The sequence below is a fragment of the Streptomyces sp. BK208 genome (assembly GCF_004364245.1).
In the GTDB taxonomy this organism is placed as follows: Bacteria; Actinomycetota; Actinomycetes; order Streptomycetales; family Streptomycetaceae; genus Streptomyces.
This window is the reverse complement of the sequence record NZ_SOAV01000007.1, coordinates 391,453-406,499: the sequence shown is the minus strand read 5'-3', so window position 1 is coordinate 406,499 and position 15,047 is coordinate 391,453. Positions and strand designations below refer to the sequence as shown.

13 protein-coding genes are annotated in these 15,047 nt (G+C 73.5%); 7 read left to right on the top strand and 6 right to left on the bottom strand.

Annotation, left to right across the window (positions count from 1 at the left end; genetic code table 11):
* Positions 1-33: 33 nt before the first annotated feature.
* The 3 genes from EV562_RS20190 to EV562_RS20180 form a co-directional block, all read right to left on the bottom strand.
* Complete coding sequence (locus EV562_RS20190) at positions 34-915, bottom strand: hypothetical protein (RefSeq protein WP_133888191.1); 882 nt, start codon at positions 913-915, stop codon at positions 34-36.
* Between the two features lie 112 nt (positions 916-1,027).
* On the bottom strand, positions 1,028-2,554 hold the full coding sequence (locus tag EV562_RS20185) for a hypothetical protein (protein ID WP_133888190.1): 1,527 nt from the start codon (positions 2,552-2,554) through the stop codon (positions 1,028-1,030).
* Positions 2,555-2,644: 90 nt separating this feature from the next.
* A complete protein-coding gene (locus tag EV562_RS20180; protein ID WP_133888189.1) occupies positions 2,645-3,340 on the bottom strand; it encodes a GntR family transcriptional regulator in 696 nt (231 codons plus the stop codon).
* 126 nt (positions 3,341-3,466) lie between these two features.
* Between EV562_RS20180 and EV562_RS20175 the strand changes: the two genes are divergently transcribed.
* Together EV562_RS20175 and EV562_RS20170 are read left to right on the top strand one after the other, a co-directional pair.
* A complete protein-coding gene (locus EV562_RS20175) occupies positions 3,467-4,789 on the top strand; it encodes an MFS transporter (RefSeq protein WP_133888188.1) in 1,323 nt (440 codons plus the stop codon).
* Positions 4,786-5,619: a putative hydro-lyase gene (locus EV562_RS20170; protein ID WP_133888187.1), complete on the top strand. Its 834-nt coding sequence runs from the start codon at positions 4,786-4,788 to the stop codon at positions 5,617-5,619. The genes EV562_RS20175 and EV562_RS20170 overlap by 4 nt, the downstream gene beginning before the upstream one ends.
* 124 nt (positions 5,620-5,743) lie before the next feature.
* On the opposite strand, the gene EV562_RS20165 is transcribed toward EV562_RS20170, so the two are convergent.
* Together EV562_RS20165 and EV562_RS20160 are read right to left on the bottom strand one after the other, a co-directional pair.
* Entirely contained in the window at positions 5,744-7,162 is a 1,419-nt protein-coding gene (locus EV562_RS20165; RefSeq protein WP_133888186.1) for a HEAT repeat domain-containing protein, read from the bottom strand.
* Positions 7,163-7,497: 335 nt separating this feature from the next.
* Positions 7,498-7,890 carry an ankyrin repeat domain-containing protein gene (locus EV562_RS20160; RefSeq protein WP_133888185.1) on the bottom strand — a complete coding sequence of 131 codons (393 nt, stop codon included), beginning with the start codon at positions 7,888-7,890 and terminating at the stop codon, positions 7,498-7,500.
* Positions 7,891-8,091: 201 nt separating this feature from the next.
* Here EV562_RS20160 and EV562_RS20155 point away from each other — a divergent pair, with 201 nt between their 5' ends.
* Both EV562_RS20155 and EV562_RS20150 read left to right on the top strand, forming a co-directional pair.
* Complete coding sequence (locus EV562_RS20155; protein WP_115741101.1) at positions 8,092-8,286, top strand: hypothetical protein; 195 nt, start codon at positions 8,092-8,094, stop codon at positions 8,284-8,286.
* Between the two features lie 53 nt (positions 8,287-8,339).
* A complete protein-coding gene (locus tag EV562_RS20150; RefSeq protein WP_133888184.1) occupies positions 8,340-10,100 on the top strand; it encodes a hypothetical protein in 1,761 nt (586 codons plus the stop codon).
* Between the two features lie 262 nt (positions 10,101-10,362).
* Here the strand turns inward: EV562_RS20150 and EV562_RS20145 are convergent, their stop codons facing one another.
* Positions 10,363-11,862 (bottom strand): PLP-dependent aminotransferase family protein, encoded by a 1,500-nt coding sequence (locus tag EV562_RS20145; RefSeq protein ID WP_133888183.1) that lies wholly within the window; start codon positions 11,860-11,862, stop codon positions 10,363-10,365.
* Between the two features lie 102 nt (positions 11,863-11,964).
* Between EV562_RS20145 and EV562_RS20140 the strand changes: the two genes are divergently transcribed.
* The 3 genes from EV562_RS20140 to EV562_RS20130 are packed head-to-tail and all read left to right on the top strand — an operon-like array spanning position 11,965 to position 14,831.
* Complete coding sequence (locus EV562_RS20140) at positions 11,965-12,657, top strand: hypothetical protein (RefSeq protein WP_133888182.1); 693 nt, start codon at positions 11,965-11,967, stop codon at positions 12,655-12,657.
* Positions 12,654-13,421 carry a glycerophosphodiester phosphodiesterase gene (locus EV562_RS20135; protein ID WP_133888181.1) on the top strand — a complete coding sequence of 256 codons (768 nt, stop codon included), beginning with the start codon at positions 12,654-12,656 and terminating at the stop codon, positions 13,419-13,421. Before EV562_RS20140 ends, EV562_RS20135 begins: the two co-directional genes overlap by 4 nt.
* A 54-nt stretch (positions 13,422-13,475) precedes the next feature.
* On the top strand, positions 13,476-14,831 hold the full coding sequence (locus EV562_RS20130; RefSeq protein ID WP_133888180.1) for an MFS transporter: 1,356 nt from the start codon (positions 13,476-13,478) through the stop codon (positions 14,829-14,831).
* The last annotated feature ends 216 nt before the right edge of the window (positions 14,832-15,047 follow it).

Below are 15,047 nucleotides of genomic sequence, written 5' to 3'. Positions count from 1 at the left end.
TGCGGTCGGGCGTGCGGCGGGAGGGCCGGGTGGTCAGGAGGAGTGGAAGGGCAGACCCGCGTCGGCGACGAGGTCCAGATCGTCCGTCTCCTCGGCGGGCAGCAGTGTCGCGGTGCCGTCGGTGACCGGGACGACGCCCAGGTCGAGGAGCTCGGCCAGGGCGGCGCTGCCCGCCATGTCGCGCACCTGGAGCTGGTAGCGGGCCGTCGTCCGGTAGGTGCCTCCGTGGTCGTCGCCGGTGCGCTGGAGGAAACCGGACTCGGTGAGGAACGCGGCGGCCTTGCCGACGATGCCGGTGGTGGAGCCGGGGAGTCTGCGCGCGTCCTTGGTGGCGCCGGTCGCGCTGCGCCTCACCCAGATCCGCCAGGCGGCCTCGAGACCGGGGGCGTCGGTGGCCGGGTCGGTGTTCTCGCCCTGCTCCTCCGCCCGCTCCTCCAGCCTCCGGCAGGCCTGGCGGACGAACGCGTCCACGCCGTTGACCGTGACGCGGCCGATGTAGCCGTCGTCGGCGAGGTCCTCGGGGCGCGGGTAGGCCATGGCGGCCACGGCGAGGTGGGCGAGGCCGTGCAGGAAGCGGTCGCCTGAGTCGGTGGCGGCGCGACGCGCGTAGTCGCCCATGCGGACGGCGAACACCGAGTCCTCGGCGGCGGCCACGGCCATCCCCGCGCGCGGGGACACCTCCAGGACGATCAGGCCGAGGCCGGCCGCCACGGCGTCGGCGAGCCGGGCGAAGGGCGGGTCCTCGCGGTAGCGGCGCAGCAGGTCGGCGTACTCCTGGTCGCGGGCGGGCAGCAGCTTGGGCTGGAGACCGAAGGAGACGAGCCGCGCCGCGTCGGCGGCGTCGGCGGGCGTGACGGCGGCGGTGGCCGGCGCGGCACCCGCCTCCGGTTCGCTCCGGTCGACGTGCTCGGTCACGGTCGGTACTCCTCGCTGTGCTGGGGCTCGGTGATGCGGCACCGGGTGCGGTGGTGGTGAGCGGGGCGGTGGTGGTGAGCGGGGCGGCGGCCGGGACGGTGCGGGCCGGTCGTCATGCCGCCTCCTTCCGGTCCGCCGCCATGCCCGCCGCGTCCAGCAGCGCCGTGCCGACGATGAGGTCGGCGCCGCCGAACTCGGGGTCGTCCAGCTCGGTGCCGTCGTCCACGGCGAACAGAAGCTTCGGCTCGCCCTGGCGGTAGGCGGTGCCCACCGGCGGGCTGGCCGCGTGGACGGCGAGCAGGGCGACGAGGTACGGCAGTTCGGCGTCGCGGGCACGGGCGTCGGCCAGCAGCCCCGACAGCCGGCGTGGGGCGTCGTGCGGCAGGTCGAGCAGTTCCATGGCGGCGGCGAGCTGCTCCTCGCTGAAGCGGCTGTCGTCCGGCGTGGCGATCAGCTCCGGTTCCGGCATCTCGGCGCCCAGGTGCTCGCGCTCCACCGGCGGGGTCAGGAGTATGTCGACGAGGTCGCCGACCCGGACGGAGACGGGAGTGCGCAGCCCGGTGCCGCGGGCGAAGAAGGCGTCGGTGACCCGGAGCGCCTGCTCCACGGGCAGTGGCAGGACGGGGGCGACGAGGTGGCCGTACAGGTCAAGGCCGGAGGTGGTGAGAGGGGCGGCGAAGGCCTGCCGGTCCTGTTCGGCGCGGAAGAGCGGGCCGGCCTCCAGGAGGCGGGACTGGAGCTGGGTGTGGCGGCGGATGCAGTCCTTGACGATGTCGACCAGCTCGGCGGCACGGCGCTTGTGCTCGGCGCCCTCGGTCTCGTCGCGGGCCTTGCGGATGTTGGTGAGGATCGCGTTCTCGTGCCGGTACCGGTCGGCGACGTGGTCCAGGGCCTCGGCGATCATGTCGGGCACGGCACTGAGCCAGTCCACCGCGCGGACGTTGCGCCGGGTGGCGTCCAGGGCCCTGCGCAGGGTCTCGGAGTACTGCACGGTCCGGTACCGGGCCTGTTCGGCGGCGAGCTGCGCGTCGGCGAGGCGGCCGCGGCTGATCAGCACCTCCAGCTTGACCTCGGCGGCGATCTGGGCGCTGGTGACGTCGGTGTCCAGGGCTCCGACGAGGACGTTGACCGCTTCGTCGGTGGTCCGCAGGTAGACGGTGCCGCCGGGCCCCGGGACCTCTTCGAGCAGCTTGAAGTCGTAGTCCCGGCGGACGTAGGTGCCGTCCGCCCCGAAGGTGCCGTACACCGCGCGGAATCCGCGGTCGACGCTTCCGACGTTGATCAGGTTCTCCAGGACCCAGCGGGCCACCCGCTCGTGCTCGGCGGCGGGGCGGTGCGGGGCCTGGGCGGCGACGCGCGGGATCAGCCTGGCCACTATCTGGTCGTGGTCGGCGCCCGTGTCGAAGTCCATGTTCAGCGTGACCAGGTCGATGGCGGCGAGGGCGACCTCCGCCATGCCGTACACCGAGTACTCGCCGGCGAGGTTGGCCTTGCGCGCGTCGAGGTCGTGCAGCGGTGCCGTGCAGGCGAGGGCGCGCAGCCGCCGCGCCAGCCCCTCGTCGGCGGCCGGGCCCGGGGCGGGGCGCGGCCCCGCGCTGAGCTGGGGCGGAACGCTGTCCGTCGATGCAGGCGAAGTCACGGTGCACAGACTAGGTCCTCGGTCTGACATCGGCCCAAACGACGCAGATGCGCCCCGGGCGGCCCGGGGCGCCCGCCGTGCGCCCGCGGCCTACGCGTCGTCCCCGACCCGGCGCAGGTAGACCTCCACGACCCGCTTGAGGGAGTCCTCGAGGTAGACCGCGAGCAGCCGCGCCGCCTCCTCCCGCTCGCCGCTCCGCAGGGTGTCGAGGAGCTCCGCGTTCCGGGCGATGTACGGCTCGTGCAGGCGCCGCGGGTCGTCCACGACGTGGAAGGCGAGGCGCAGTTCGGCGAAGACGCTGCGCATCAGCTCGTCGGTGCGTTCGCTGCCGGCGAGGGCGACCAGCTCCCGGTGGAAGTGGATGTTGGCCGTACCCACGCCTTTCCAGTCACTTTCGCGGGCCGCTGCGCGCCCGTCCTCGACGGCCTCGACAAGCCCGTCGAGCGCGTAGGGCGGTTCGCCGAGGCCGCGGACGACGGCGCACTCGACGAGGGAGCGGGTGCGGTAGATGTCCTCGACGTCCTCGACGGTCAGGACCCGGACGAAGACGCCCCGGTTCAGCTCGTGGACGAGCAGGCGTTCGTGCGTGAGCAGCCGGAACGACTCGCGCAGGGTGTTGCGGGACACACCGAGGGCGCCGCCGATGCTGTCCTCGGACAGCCGGGTGCCGGGCGGGAAGTAACCGTCGGCGATCCGGCTCCTGAGGATGTCCGAGACCCGCTCCGCGGTGCTGGTGCGCCCGAGAAGCGCGCGGTCGTCGGCCAGTCCCGTCAACTGCTCTGCCATGCCCGGAATTCAATCGCAGATGCCAGAACGAAACAACAGGGGTATTGAGGGATCGTTGAACGATCCCCTACGGTGCCTACGTACCGCTCGACCAGCACCCTCCGTCCTCCCCCTGCGAGGTGCACCATGAGCACTCCCCCGCCACCCCCGGCCCCGCCCGCCGACACCCGTTCCCCCGGTACGGCCGAACGCCCCTCGGACGAGGGCCCGTTCGGCTGGCTGCGTGCCCTCGGCCCGCGCGGCCGCCGCGCCTTCGGCGGCGCGTTCGGCGGGTACGCCCTCGATTCGTACGACTACTTCACGCTGCCGCTGACCATGGTCGCGCTGGCCGCGTACTTCGGCCTGGACAGTGGCCAGACCGGACTGCTCACCACGGTCACGCTGGTCGTCTCGGCGGTCGGCGGCGCGCTCGCGGGCGTGCTGGCGGATCGCGTCGGCCGGGTCAAAGCGCTGCTGCTCACCGTGATCACCTACGCCGTGTTCACGGTGGCCTGCGGTTTCGCGCCCGATTACGAGACGCTGCTGGTCTTCCGCGCCCTTCAGGGTCTCGGCTTCGGCGGTGAGTGGGCGGTCGGTGCCGTCCTCGTCGCCGAGTACGCGAGCGCCAGGCACCGGGGGCGCACGCTCGGCGCGGTCCAGAGCTCCTGGGCCGTGGGCTGGGCGCTCGCGGTGCTCGTGTACACGCTGGTGTTCTCGCTGGCCGGCGACGACCTGGCCTGGCGGATCATGTTCTGGACGGGCGCGCTCCCGGCGCTGCTCGTGGTCTGGGTGCGGCGCAGCGTCCACGACGCGCCCAGGGCCGCCGAGGTCCGCGAGAAGGATGCGGGCAGGGGGTCGTTCGCGGCGATCTTCAAGCCGGGCACGGCGGACTCACCGGGCCTGTTGCGCGTCACGCTCTTCGCGAGCCTGCTCTCCACCGGTGTGCAGGGCGGCTACTACACCCTCGCCACCTGGGTGCCGACGTACCTGAAGGACGAGCGCGACCTGTCGGTCGTCGGCACCGGCGGCTACCTGACGTTCCTCATCTCGGGTGCCTTCGTCGGCTACCTCACCGGCGGCCATCTCACCGACGTGCTGGGCCGCAGGCGCAACATCTGGCTCTTCGCGCTGCTGTCGGCGGTCTGCATCCTGGCGTACGCGAACATCCCGAGCGGCGCCGACACCCTGCTCCTGGTGCTGGGCTTCCCGCTCGGCTTCTGCATGTCGGCCATCTTCAGCGGCTTCGGTTCGTACCTGAGCGAGCTGTACCCGACGGCGGTACGCGGCGCGGGCCAGGGCTTCACGTACAACACCGGTCGTGCCGTGGGCGCCGTCTTCCCCACCACGGTCGGCTTCCTCGCCGACAGCTGGGGCGTGGGCGGCGCGCTGGTCTTCGGCGCCATCGGCTACGGCATCGCGGCGCTCGCCCTGCTGGGGCTGCCGGAGACGCGCGGAAGGGAACTGGCATGAACCACCCGCACCCCGCGACCGGGGACCGGCCGCTCGCCCTCGTCGACGAGCACGCGCACGCGTGGAGTCCGAAGGCGGCCCGCTCCCGCTTCCGACGGGGACTGACCGGCCCCACGGCCGGGATCGCGGCCGGCCACACCCAGGCCAACCTGATCGCGGTGCCCGCCGACTGGGCGTACGACATGCTGCTGTTCTGCACCCGCAACCCGCAGCCGTGCCCGGTGCTCGACGTCACGGACACCGGGTCCTGGACGACCGTGCTCGCCGACGGCGCCGACCTGCGGACCGATCTGCCGCGCTATCGGGTGTGGCGGGACGGCGTACTGGTGGACGAGCCGACGGACGTGCGCGCGTACTGGCGGAACGACCTGGTGACGTTCCTGATCGGCTGCAGCTTCACCTTCGAGTGGGCGCTGGCGGCGGCCGGCGTCCCGATCCGGCACGTCGAACAGGGCCGCAACGTCCCCATGTACATCACCTCGCGCCGGTGCCGTCCGGCCGGGCGGCTGCGGGGTCCGATGGTGGTGTCGATGCGTCCGGTGCCGCCCGCGCACCTGTCGGCGGCGATCCGCGAGAGCAGCCTGCTCCCGGCGGTGCACGGCGGCCCGGTGCACTGCGGAGACCCGTCGGCGCTCGGCATCGGGAACCTGGACCGACCCGACTTCGGCGACGCGGTGACGCGCGAGCCGGACGACATCCCGGTGTTCTGGGCCTGCGGCGTGACCCCGCAGGCGGCCGTCATGGCGTCGCGTCCGCCCTTCGCGCTGACCCACGCGCCGGGGCAGATGTTCCTCACCGACGTCCGTGACGAGCAGTACCGCGTGGCCTGATCGGGACGCCACGACACGGATGCGGGGCCACCGGCGGAGGCGACGCCGCCCGCCCGCTGGTGCGGCGGGACGGGTCGCCCGACCGTCGCCCGCGCTCTCAGCGGCACCTCGGTACCGGCAGCGCTCACATCGCGGGGGCGTCCGGCCCGAAGCGGCTGCGCACCGCCGTCTGGACCTCGTCCTCCTCGGCCGGATCCGCGGCGAGCCGGCGCAGCCGTTCGACGACCCGGTTGTCACCGGTCTCGGCGTGGCGGGCGGCGACTTCGCGGGTGGACTCCTCGCAGTCCCACAGGCACTCGATGGCGAAGCCCGCCGCGAAGGACGGGTCGGTGGCGGCCAGCGCGCGGGCGGCCCGGCCCCGCAGGTGGGAGGAGGCGGTCTCGCGGTAGATGTGGCGCAGCACGGGCGCGGCGCAGGCGATGCCGAGCCGTCCGGTGCCGTCCACCAGGGTCCACAGCGTCGGCGCGTCGGGGCCCTCGCCCCGTACCGCCTCCCGCAGCGCGGCGAGGACGAGGTCGCGGTCCTGGGCGGCGCCCCGGCAGGCCAGTACCCGTCCGGCGGCGGCGCCCAGGGCGTCGGGCCGGTGCACCCAGCCGCGCGCCCGGTCGACGGCGGCGAGACCGCGCATCCGTTCGTAGGCGGCGACGGCGGCCTCCACGACCGGGGCGGAGCCCGTGGTCACGGCGCCCTCGATCAGGTCGAGGACGTCCGGATCGTCGCTGTCGGCGAGATGGCGCAGGGCGGTGCAGCGGGCGCCCTCGGTGCCGGACCGCGCGGCCTCGACGATCTCGGGGCGGTCCTCGGGCGCGGCGACGGCCGCGAGGCACCGGGCGGCCGGCACGTGCAGCGGAGTGCCGCGCTCCACGCCCTGCTCGGCCCACTCGAAGACGGCGCGCACGCTCCAGCCGGGACGCGGACCGGTGGAGTTCATCTGGCGCTGCCAGCGGTCGAAGCAGCCCGCCTCCTGGGCGGCACGCACGCGCGTGGCGATCGGTTCGCGGGGATCGTCGGCCCACAGACGCCAGGGCCGGGGTTCGAAGGCGTCCCGCACGGCGACGGCCAGCTCGGCGTCGCCCTCGGCGTCGTTCGGGAAGCGGGCCAGGACGGGTGCGGCGAGGGCGCGCAGGCCCGCGTCGTCGTCGCGCAGCGCCAGCTCGTCCAGGGCCCACGCCCAGTTGACGCCGTGGGCGGCGTACCGGCGCAGCAGCCGGAGCGCGTCCGGCCTGCCGTAGGAGGCGAGGTGGCCGAGGACCGCCAGGGACAGCCCGGTGCGCGACTCGTCGGCGTCCAGGACGTCCTCGGGGTCGAAGAGGTGGGCCTCGATCGCGTCCAGCTCGCCGTTCAGGTCGAGGTAGAGGCGGGCGTAGTAGAGGGAGCGGTTCTCGACCTGCCAGTCGTGGCGGGGGTCGTGGAGCACACAGTGGTTCAGCGCCGCGAGCGCTTCGGCGCGCGGAGCGGTGAGCGCGTGCAGCGTGCCGTCGCCGCGACCCCGCTGAAGCAGGCCGAGCAGCGTACCGCTGGGCGCTATGACCGGATCGAACATGGGAAACAGCCTCACATCAAGCGTCGACGCAACCGGGGAGCACGCGTTTACCTGGCCGTGCGCCAACACGTCGGAGCGCCCGCCGTCTCTTGCTTGCTGAAGACCATGTTCCTCTGCCTCTCGTCGGTGGCCCTTGCGGGCCGTGTCACGGCCCGCGCGGTGCGGCAACACCTGCCCAGCCATCACGTCCGTGAACCACGTCGTCATGATGGCCCGGCGGTCACACCTGCCGCGACCGAAATTTCGGCGGCCCTGTACCGCCTCCCCCGTTTTCTGTGTTCTTCCTGGTCAGAACGTGTGGAGCGGGACCGGACCCGGCCCTGCCCGCCGTCCCCTCACTGAGTGCCGAACAGCTCCAGCAGGTCCGTCCGGGCGAACATGCGCGCCGTGTCGACGGCCGACGGCGTGCCCGCCGCCGGGTCCGCGCCGGCCTCCAGGAGCGCCTTCGTCACTTCCGTCTCACCCTTGAAGGCGGCTCCGGCGAGCGGGGTCTGCCCCCGGTCGTTGACACGGTCGGCGTCGGCGCCACGCGCGAGCAGCGCGCGCACCGCGTCGGCGTGGCCGTGGTAGGCGGCGAGCATGACGAGGGAGTCACCGCGGTCGTTGGTGAGGTCGGCCGGCACACCGGCGTCCACGTACGCCACCAGCTCCTCGGTCCGCCCCTGCCGGGCCAGATCGAAGATCTTGGTCGCCAGCTCCACGACCTCGGGGTCGGGGGCTTCACTCATCGGCCGGACCACCTCTCACTGCGAACATTCGGCGAATCGCCAGGGTACTGGCTCGCGGGACACCCGAGCGGACCAACGACTCCTCCACCACCCGAGGTAATTCCAGCGAATTTCGCCCATTTGCACCTTTTATCGTATGGATACATGCTGTGAGCCTGGAAGTACTCATGGTGACTGTCCCCGTGAACCAGGAGAACTCACATGATCCTCTCGATCTCAGGCGTCGTCCTGCTCGGCATCGTCGTCTTCATCTTCTTCCGCAAGGACGGCCTCAAGGCCTCGCACCTGCTGGTGGCCGTGCTGTTCGGCTTCTACCTCGCGAGCACCGCCATCGCGCCGAGCATCAAGGCGGGCGGCGAGAGCCTGGCGGGCCTCCTCGGCGGCATCAAGTTCTGACGGCCCGCTTTCCCTGCCCGACATCCGTACGTACGCACCTCCAGGAGGCACCAGTGGCCCGGCGGCCCCTCCCCCGCATTCTGAGCAACGGCGGCGCACAGCTCGCCCGGAGCCGGGAGCTGGCCCGGACGGCGGCCGACAGTGCCACCGACGTCCTCCAGCCGCTGATCACGATCGGCCGCGGTCTGCGCCGACTGGCCGCGGCCGCGCGGCGCAGATTCGCCGAGACCCCCAAGGACCGGCGCGGCGCGCTGCTCTTCCTGGTGGCCTCGGTGGTCCTGGTCGTGGCGCTCGTGCCGTACGGACCGCTGCTCGCCGTCATCGCCCTGATGGCGGCGGCAGCCTGGCAGGGCAGGGACCGCACGCCGCCCGCGCCCGAGGGTCCCGACGACTCCCAGACTCGGCGCCTGCAGTCGCTCTACGAGGCGCTGGTGCCGTACTTCTCGATCGCCGAGGACCCCGACCCCCTGTACGCCCACGGCGGCGGCTGGGACAGGGCGTTCCCGGCGTACGAGTTCGACGACGGCGGGCGCTTCACCCACCTGGTGATCCACTATCCCGCCTACTTCACCGACGGGGAGGCCGCGTCCCGGGCCCGCATCGAGCACCTGCTCGCCGCCAAGGCCGGCCGGGGCCGGGAGTACCGCTTCACGTGGGACGAGGAGGCCAACCACCTCTGCGTCGACGTGCTCGCGGCGCTGCCCACGGACATCGTCGCCCAGCGGTTCGTGACGGCGCCCGGTGAGACCGTCCTCGGCTTCACCGACCCGGCCGGGGTCCAGCGCACGCTCCCGCTCACCCACGGCGTGGAGCAGCGGGACGTACCGCCGGTCGTCTGGCGCACCGGCATCCGCTCGACCGAACCCCACCTGCTGGTCCTGGGACAGCCCGGCACCGGCACGTCCACCCTGCTGCGCTCGGTCGCCCTGCAGGCACTGCACCACGGCGACCTGCTCATCGTCGACGGCGGCGGCACCGGGGAGTACGCCTGCCTGGTCGGCCGGGACGGCGTGCTGGCCGTGGAGTGCGGCCTCACCGGCGCGCTGACCAGCCTGGAGTGGGCCGCCACCGAGACGGAACGGCGGCTGGTCTCCGTCAACCGGGCCCGTCAGCAGGGGCTGGCGGCACCGGACGACACCCGGCGCCCGCTGTGGGTCTTCGTGGACCGTCCGACCGCGTTCGCGCACCTCGCCGGGACGGACGGCCGCCGGGACCCCCAGACCCTCCTCCAGATCCCGCTGCGGCACGGCCGCGCCGCGAACGTGACGGTGGTCGTCGCCGACCAGCTGGACGCCCTCGACGGCCTCACCGACGCGGTACGGCAGCACACGCGCGCGCGGGTCGTGCTCGGTCCGGCCACGGCGGACGAGCTGGCGGCCGTACTGGGCGCTCCGCCGCACACCACTCCCCTCGACCAGGTCCCGCCCGGCCGGGGATACGCCAGGCTGGGCACGGGCCCGGTGCACCGCCTCCAGGTCCCGGCCACCCCTGACCCCTACGACGACGCGACGAGCGACGCGCACCGGCAGGCGGTGCTCGATCTGCTCCCCCCGCGCACGACACCGGCGGACGGGGAGAAGGCGCCGCTCCCCCCGGAGGCGCAGGCGGAGGTGGAAGCGGAGGCCGAGTCGAAGGCGGTCTCCATGGAGAAGCGGGACGCGCCGGACCCGAAGTCCCCGAGCGAGCCCGAGGGGAGCGCGACGGAAGCGGAGCCGGCCCCGGCGCCGGTGGAGAGGACGACGGCCGGGACGCCGGCCGAGCCGGCCCCCGCTGAGACGGTGCCCGCCGAAGCGGTCGCCGCGGAGACCGCCTGACACACGCCGGCCGGGGCGAGGCGGGCGACCGCTCGCCCCTCGCCCCACGGCACCCACAGCACCCACAGCACCCACAGCACCCACAGCAATTACGGTCCGCGCCCTGCCCACGGTGCGACCCACCACGGCGCCGAGGATCGCCGGGCCCGCAGAAGAACGCGGCGGCCAGGGCAAAGGCGGGGCGGAGGCGAACGCGACAGGCCCGTCTCCGCCCCGCCTCCGCCGGTGGCCGACGCCCCGTGTCGACGCCGGACCGCCGTTCCTAGGCCACGAAGGTCCGTGGCGCCTCGCCGCTCCCGCCGCCCCCGTTCTCCACCAGCCGGGCCGCCGCGGCCAGCCGTGCGGCCGCCTCCTCGGCCACCGCCCCGCCGACCGTGAACGGCAGCCGGACATACCCCTCGAAGGCGCCGTCGACCCCGAAGCGCGGCCCGGACGGGACGCGGACGCCCACCCGCTCGCCCGCCTCGGCGAGCCGGGAGCCCGACAGCCCCCCGGTGCGCACCCACAGGGTGAGCCCGCCCCGGGGCACCTCGAACTCCCAGCCGGGCAGCTCCCGCCGTACCGCCGCCACCAGCTCGTCCCGGTTCTGCCGGGCCTGTTCGCGGCGCACGGTCACGGCCTGCTCCCAGCCGCCGGTGCTGAACAGCCAGTGCACGGCGAGCTGCTCCAGCACCGGTGTCCCCAGGTCGGCGTAGGCGCGCGCGGCGACCAGGCTGCGGATCACGTCGGGCGCGGCACGGACCCAGCCGATGCGCATCCCGGCCCAGAAGGCCTTGCTCGCCGAGCCGACGGTCACGACGGTGGAGCCGGCCGGGTCGAAGGCGCACACGGGGCGCGGCATCTCGACGTCGTCCTCCAGCCACAGCTCGCTCATCGTCTCGTCGGCCACGAGCACCGTCCCCGCCGAGCGGGCGGCGTCCACCAGGCGCCGTCGCTGGTCGTCGTCGGCGAGCGCGCCGGTGGGGTTGTGGAAGTCGGCGACGACGTAGGCGATGCGGGGTGCGGCGTCGCGCAGCACCTGGCGCCAGCGGTCCACATCCCAGCCGGTGAGCCCCTCGGCCATCGCGACGGGCACCAGCCGGGCGCCGGCCTCGCGCATCAGCTGAAGGATGTTCGCGTACGACGGGGACTCCACGGCGATGCGCTCGCCGCGGCCTCCGAAGAGGTGGCAGATGGCGTCGATCGCGCCCATCGCCCCCGTGGTCACCATGATCTGCTCGGGCATGGTCGGGATGCCCCGCGCGGTATAGCGCTCGGCGATCATCGCGCGCAGCGCGGGCAGCCCCGCCGGGTAGTCACCGTGGGTGTGCGCGTACGGCGGCAGCTCCTCCAGGGCCCCCTGGACCGCACGGGTGAGCCAGGGCTCCGGTGCCGGCAGTGCCGCGCAGCCCAGGTCGATCACCGAGCCGAGGGCCTCGGGCGGCAGCGGCTCGAGCCCGCGGGCCGGCAGCGGGTTGCCGGCCGGGACCGCGGTCCAGCTGCCCGCGCCGCGCCGGGACTCCAGGAAGCCCTCGGCACGCAGCGCCTCGTAGGCGGCGGCGACGGTGGTCCGGCTGACGGTCAGGGCGAGGGCCAGTTCACGCTCGGCGGGCAGCCGGGCGGCAACCGGCACCCGGCCCTCCAGCACGAGCAGCCGGATGCCGTCGGCGAGCGCACGATAGGCGGGTGGGCGACGCGTGCCGGGCCCGGCCGGGCGGTCCTGCTGGGAACCGAGCAGCCGCGCGAGCTGACCCGCCCCCACGGCCGAGGTCCACTGCGCCATGGAAATCAGTCCACCTTCCCGGAATTGGCCATGGTTGACTCTCCTGCTCAAGCCACAGGGTGTCATGTGGCAGGCCACTACCACCACCCAGGGGGGCACCTCTTGTCCAGGCAGTCCAGGCAGACCAGGCAGACCAGGCAGCCGGGGGCGTCCGGGCCACTCGCTCGGCGGCTGATCCAGCTCTACGGCGGCCTCGCGCTGTACGGCGCCAGTTCCGCGCTGCTGGTCAGGTCCGGGCTGGGTCTGGAGCCGTGGAACGTGCTGCACCAGGGCCTCGCGGAGCACACCGGACTGTCGATGGGCGTGGTGCTCACCCTCGTCGGCGCGGTGGTCCTGCTGCTGTGGATCCCGCTGCGCCAGCGGCCGGGCCTCGGCACCGTCTCCAACGTGCTCGTGATCGGCGCCGCGATGGACGCCACGCTGAGCGTCGTCCCGGACGCCCAGGGCTGGACGCTGCGGATCGCGGCGATGGTCGCGGGCATCGTCCTGAACGGGGCTGCGACCGGGCTGTACATCGCGGCGCGCTTCGGTCCTGGACCGCGGGACGGCCTGATGACGGGGCTGAACCGGCGCACGGGACTCTCGGTGCGCCTGGTGCGGACCGCCGTCGAGATCACCGTCGTCGTGACGGGCTTCGCCCTCGGCGGCACCGTCGGCCTCGGCACCCTGCTCTACGCCGTGTCGATCGGCCCGCTCGCCCAGGTGTTCCTGCGGGTGTTCGCCGTCCCGCCGACACCGGGCGGCAGCACGGTGGTTGCCGCCGGTCGGCCGCAGCGCGCCATACTGCGTCGGTGACCACCCCGATACGCCACCCGTACCTCGACCATCCCGGTCCGATCGCCTTCGCCCACCGGGGCGGGGCCGCGGACGGTCTGGAGAACACGCTGCGGCAGTTCCGCCGGGCGGCCGAGGCGGGCTACCGGTACATCGAGACGGACGTGCACGCCACCCGTGACGGGAAGCTCGTCGCCTTCCACGACTCGACCCTGGACCGGGTGACGGACGGGGCGGGACGGATCGCCGACCTGCCGTGGGAAGACGTGCGTCACGCGCGCGTGGCGGGGAAAGAACCGGTGCCGCTCTTCGAGCAGCTCCTGGAGACCTTTCCCGAGGTGCACTGGAACATCGACGTGAAGGCGGAGCCCGCGCTGCGGCCCCTCCTGGAGCTGATCGCCCGACGGGACGCCTGGGACCGGATCTGCGTCGGCTCGTTCTCCGAGGCGCGCGTGGTCCGCGCCCAGCGGCTCGCGGGCCCGCGCCTGGCCACCTCGTACGGCATCCGGGGCGTCCTCGGACTGCGGCTGCGCTCCTGGGGCGTGCCGGCCGCGCCGCGCCGCTCGGCGGTGGCCGCGCAGGTTCCCGAGGCGCAGTCGGGCATACCGGTGGTGGACCACCGCTTCGTGCGCGCCGCCCACGCGCGCGGACTGCAGGTGCACGTCTGGACGGTGAACGATCCGGACCGTATGCACCGGCTCCTGGATCTGGGGGTGGATGGCATCATGACCGATCACATCGACACACTGCGCAAGGTCATGGAGGACCGCGGCGTCTGGGTCTGAGACCCGGACCGCGCCCCGGGGACGGTGCGCGTTCACGGGGAAGCGAGGGCACGGGTGGGCACCGACACCCTGCGGACGGGCGCGGCCGACGGGGCCGACCCGGCGGCCGAACGGCGGCGCGAGCAGCGCGGCTGGTACTTCTACGACTGGGCGTGCTCGGTCTACTCGACCAGCGTGCTCACGGTGTTCCTGGGGCCCTACCTGACCTCGGTGGCCGAGTCGGCGGCGGACACGGACGGCTACGTCCACCCGCTGGGCATACCGGTGCGCGCCGGGTCCTTCTTCGCGTACTCGGTGTCCCTTTCGGTGATCGTGGCGGTGCTGGTGATGCCCCTGGTGGGCGCAGCGGCGGACCGCTCGGGGCGCAAGAAGCCGCTGCTGGCCGCCGCCGCGTACACCGGTGCCGCGGCCACGACCGCGATGTTCTTCCTCGGCGGCGACCGCTACCTGCTGGGCGGCGCGCTCCTGGTCGTCGCCAACGCGGCGCAGTCGGTCGCGATGATGCTCTACAACTCCTACCTGCCGCAGATCGCCCCGCCCGAGGAGCGCGACGCGGTCTCCTCCCGCGGCTGGGCCTTCGGCTACGCCGCGGGCGCCCTGGTCCTGATCGTCAACCTGGTCCTCTACACCGGCCACGACTCCTTCGGGCTGAGCGAGAGCGCGGCGGTCCGCATCTGCCTGACGTCGGCGGGGCTGTGGTGGGGGGCGTTCGCCCTGGTCCCGCTGCGGCGGCTGCGGGACCGCCGCGCGGTGGCCCGGGAGGCGGCGCTGCCCGGGTTCCGGCAGCTCGCGGCGACCGTGCGCGACATGCGCCGGCGCCCGTTGACGCTGGCCTTCCTGCTGGCGTACCTGGTCTACAACGACGGCATCCAGACGGTGATCTCGCAGGCTTCCGTCTACGGCTCCGAGGAGCTGGAACTCGGGCAGTCCACGCTGATCGTCGCGGTCCTGCTGGTCCAGGTACTCGCGGTGGCGGGCGCCCTGGCGCTGGGCCGGCTGGCCCGGAGGTACGGGGCCAAGCGCACGATCCTCGGGTCGCTGGTCGCCTGGACGGTGACCCTCGGGGCCGGGTACTTCCTGCCGGCCGGGGCGCCGGCCTGGTTCTTCGTGCTGGCCGGCGGGATCGGGCTCGTCCTGGGCGGCAGCCAGGCACTGTCCCGCTCCCTGTTCTCCCATCTGGTCCCGCCGGGCAAGGAGGCCGAGTACTTCTCGGCGTACGAGCTGAGCGACCGCGGGATGAGCTGGCTCGGGCCGCTGCTCTTCGGGCTCACGTACCAGCTGACCGGGAGCTATCGCGACGCGATCATCTCGCTGGTGGTCTTCTTCGTCATCGGGTTCGCACTGCTCGCGCGGGTACCGGTGCGCCGGGCGATCGGCGACGCGGGCAATCCGATACCCGAAAGGATTTAGCACTCGGCGCGAAAGCGCTGTAGTGTACGCGTTTGGCCTGCCAGGCGTACCGTTACTGCGCGTCAAAGGTGCCGAATCGCTATGTCACCTCTGCCAGCAGAGGTGACAAACCGGACGTCGGCGGGTACTGCACTGGTTGCAAGGCTGCGGCTGCGACGGCGACGCAGGGCCCGGATCGGGAGTCGGGACGGGAATCTTTACCGCCGCCCGGACGTT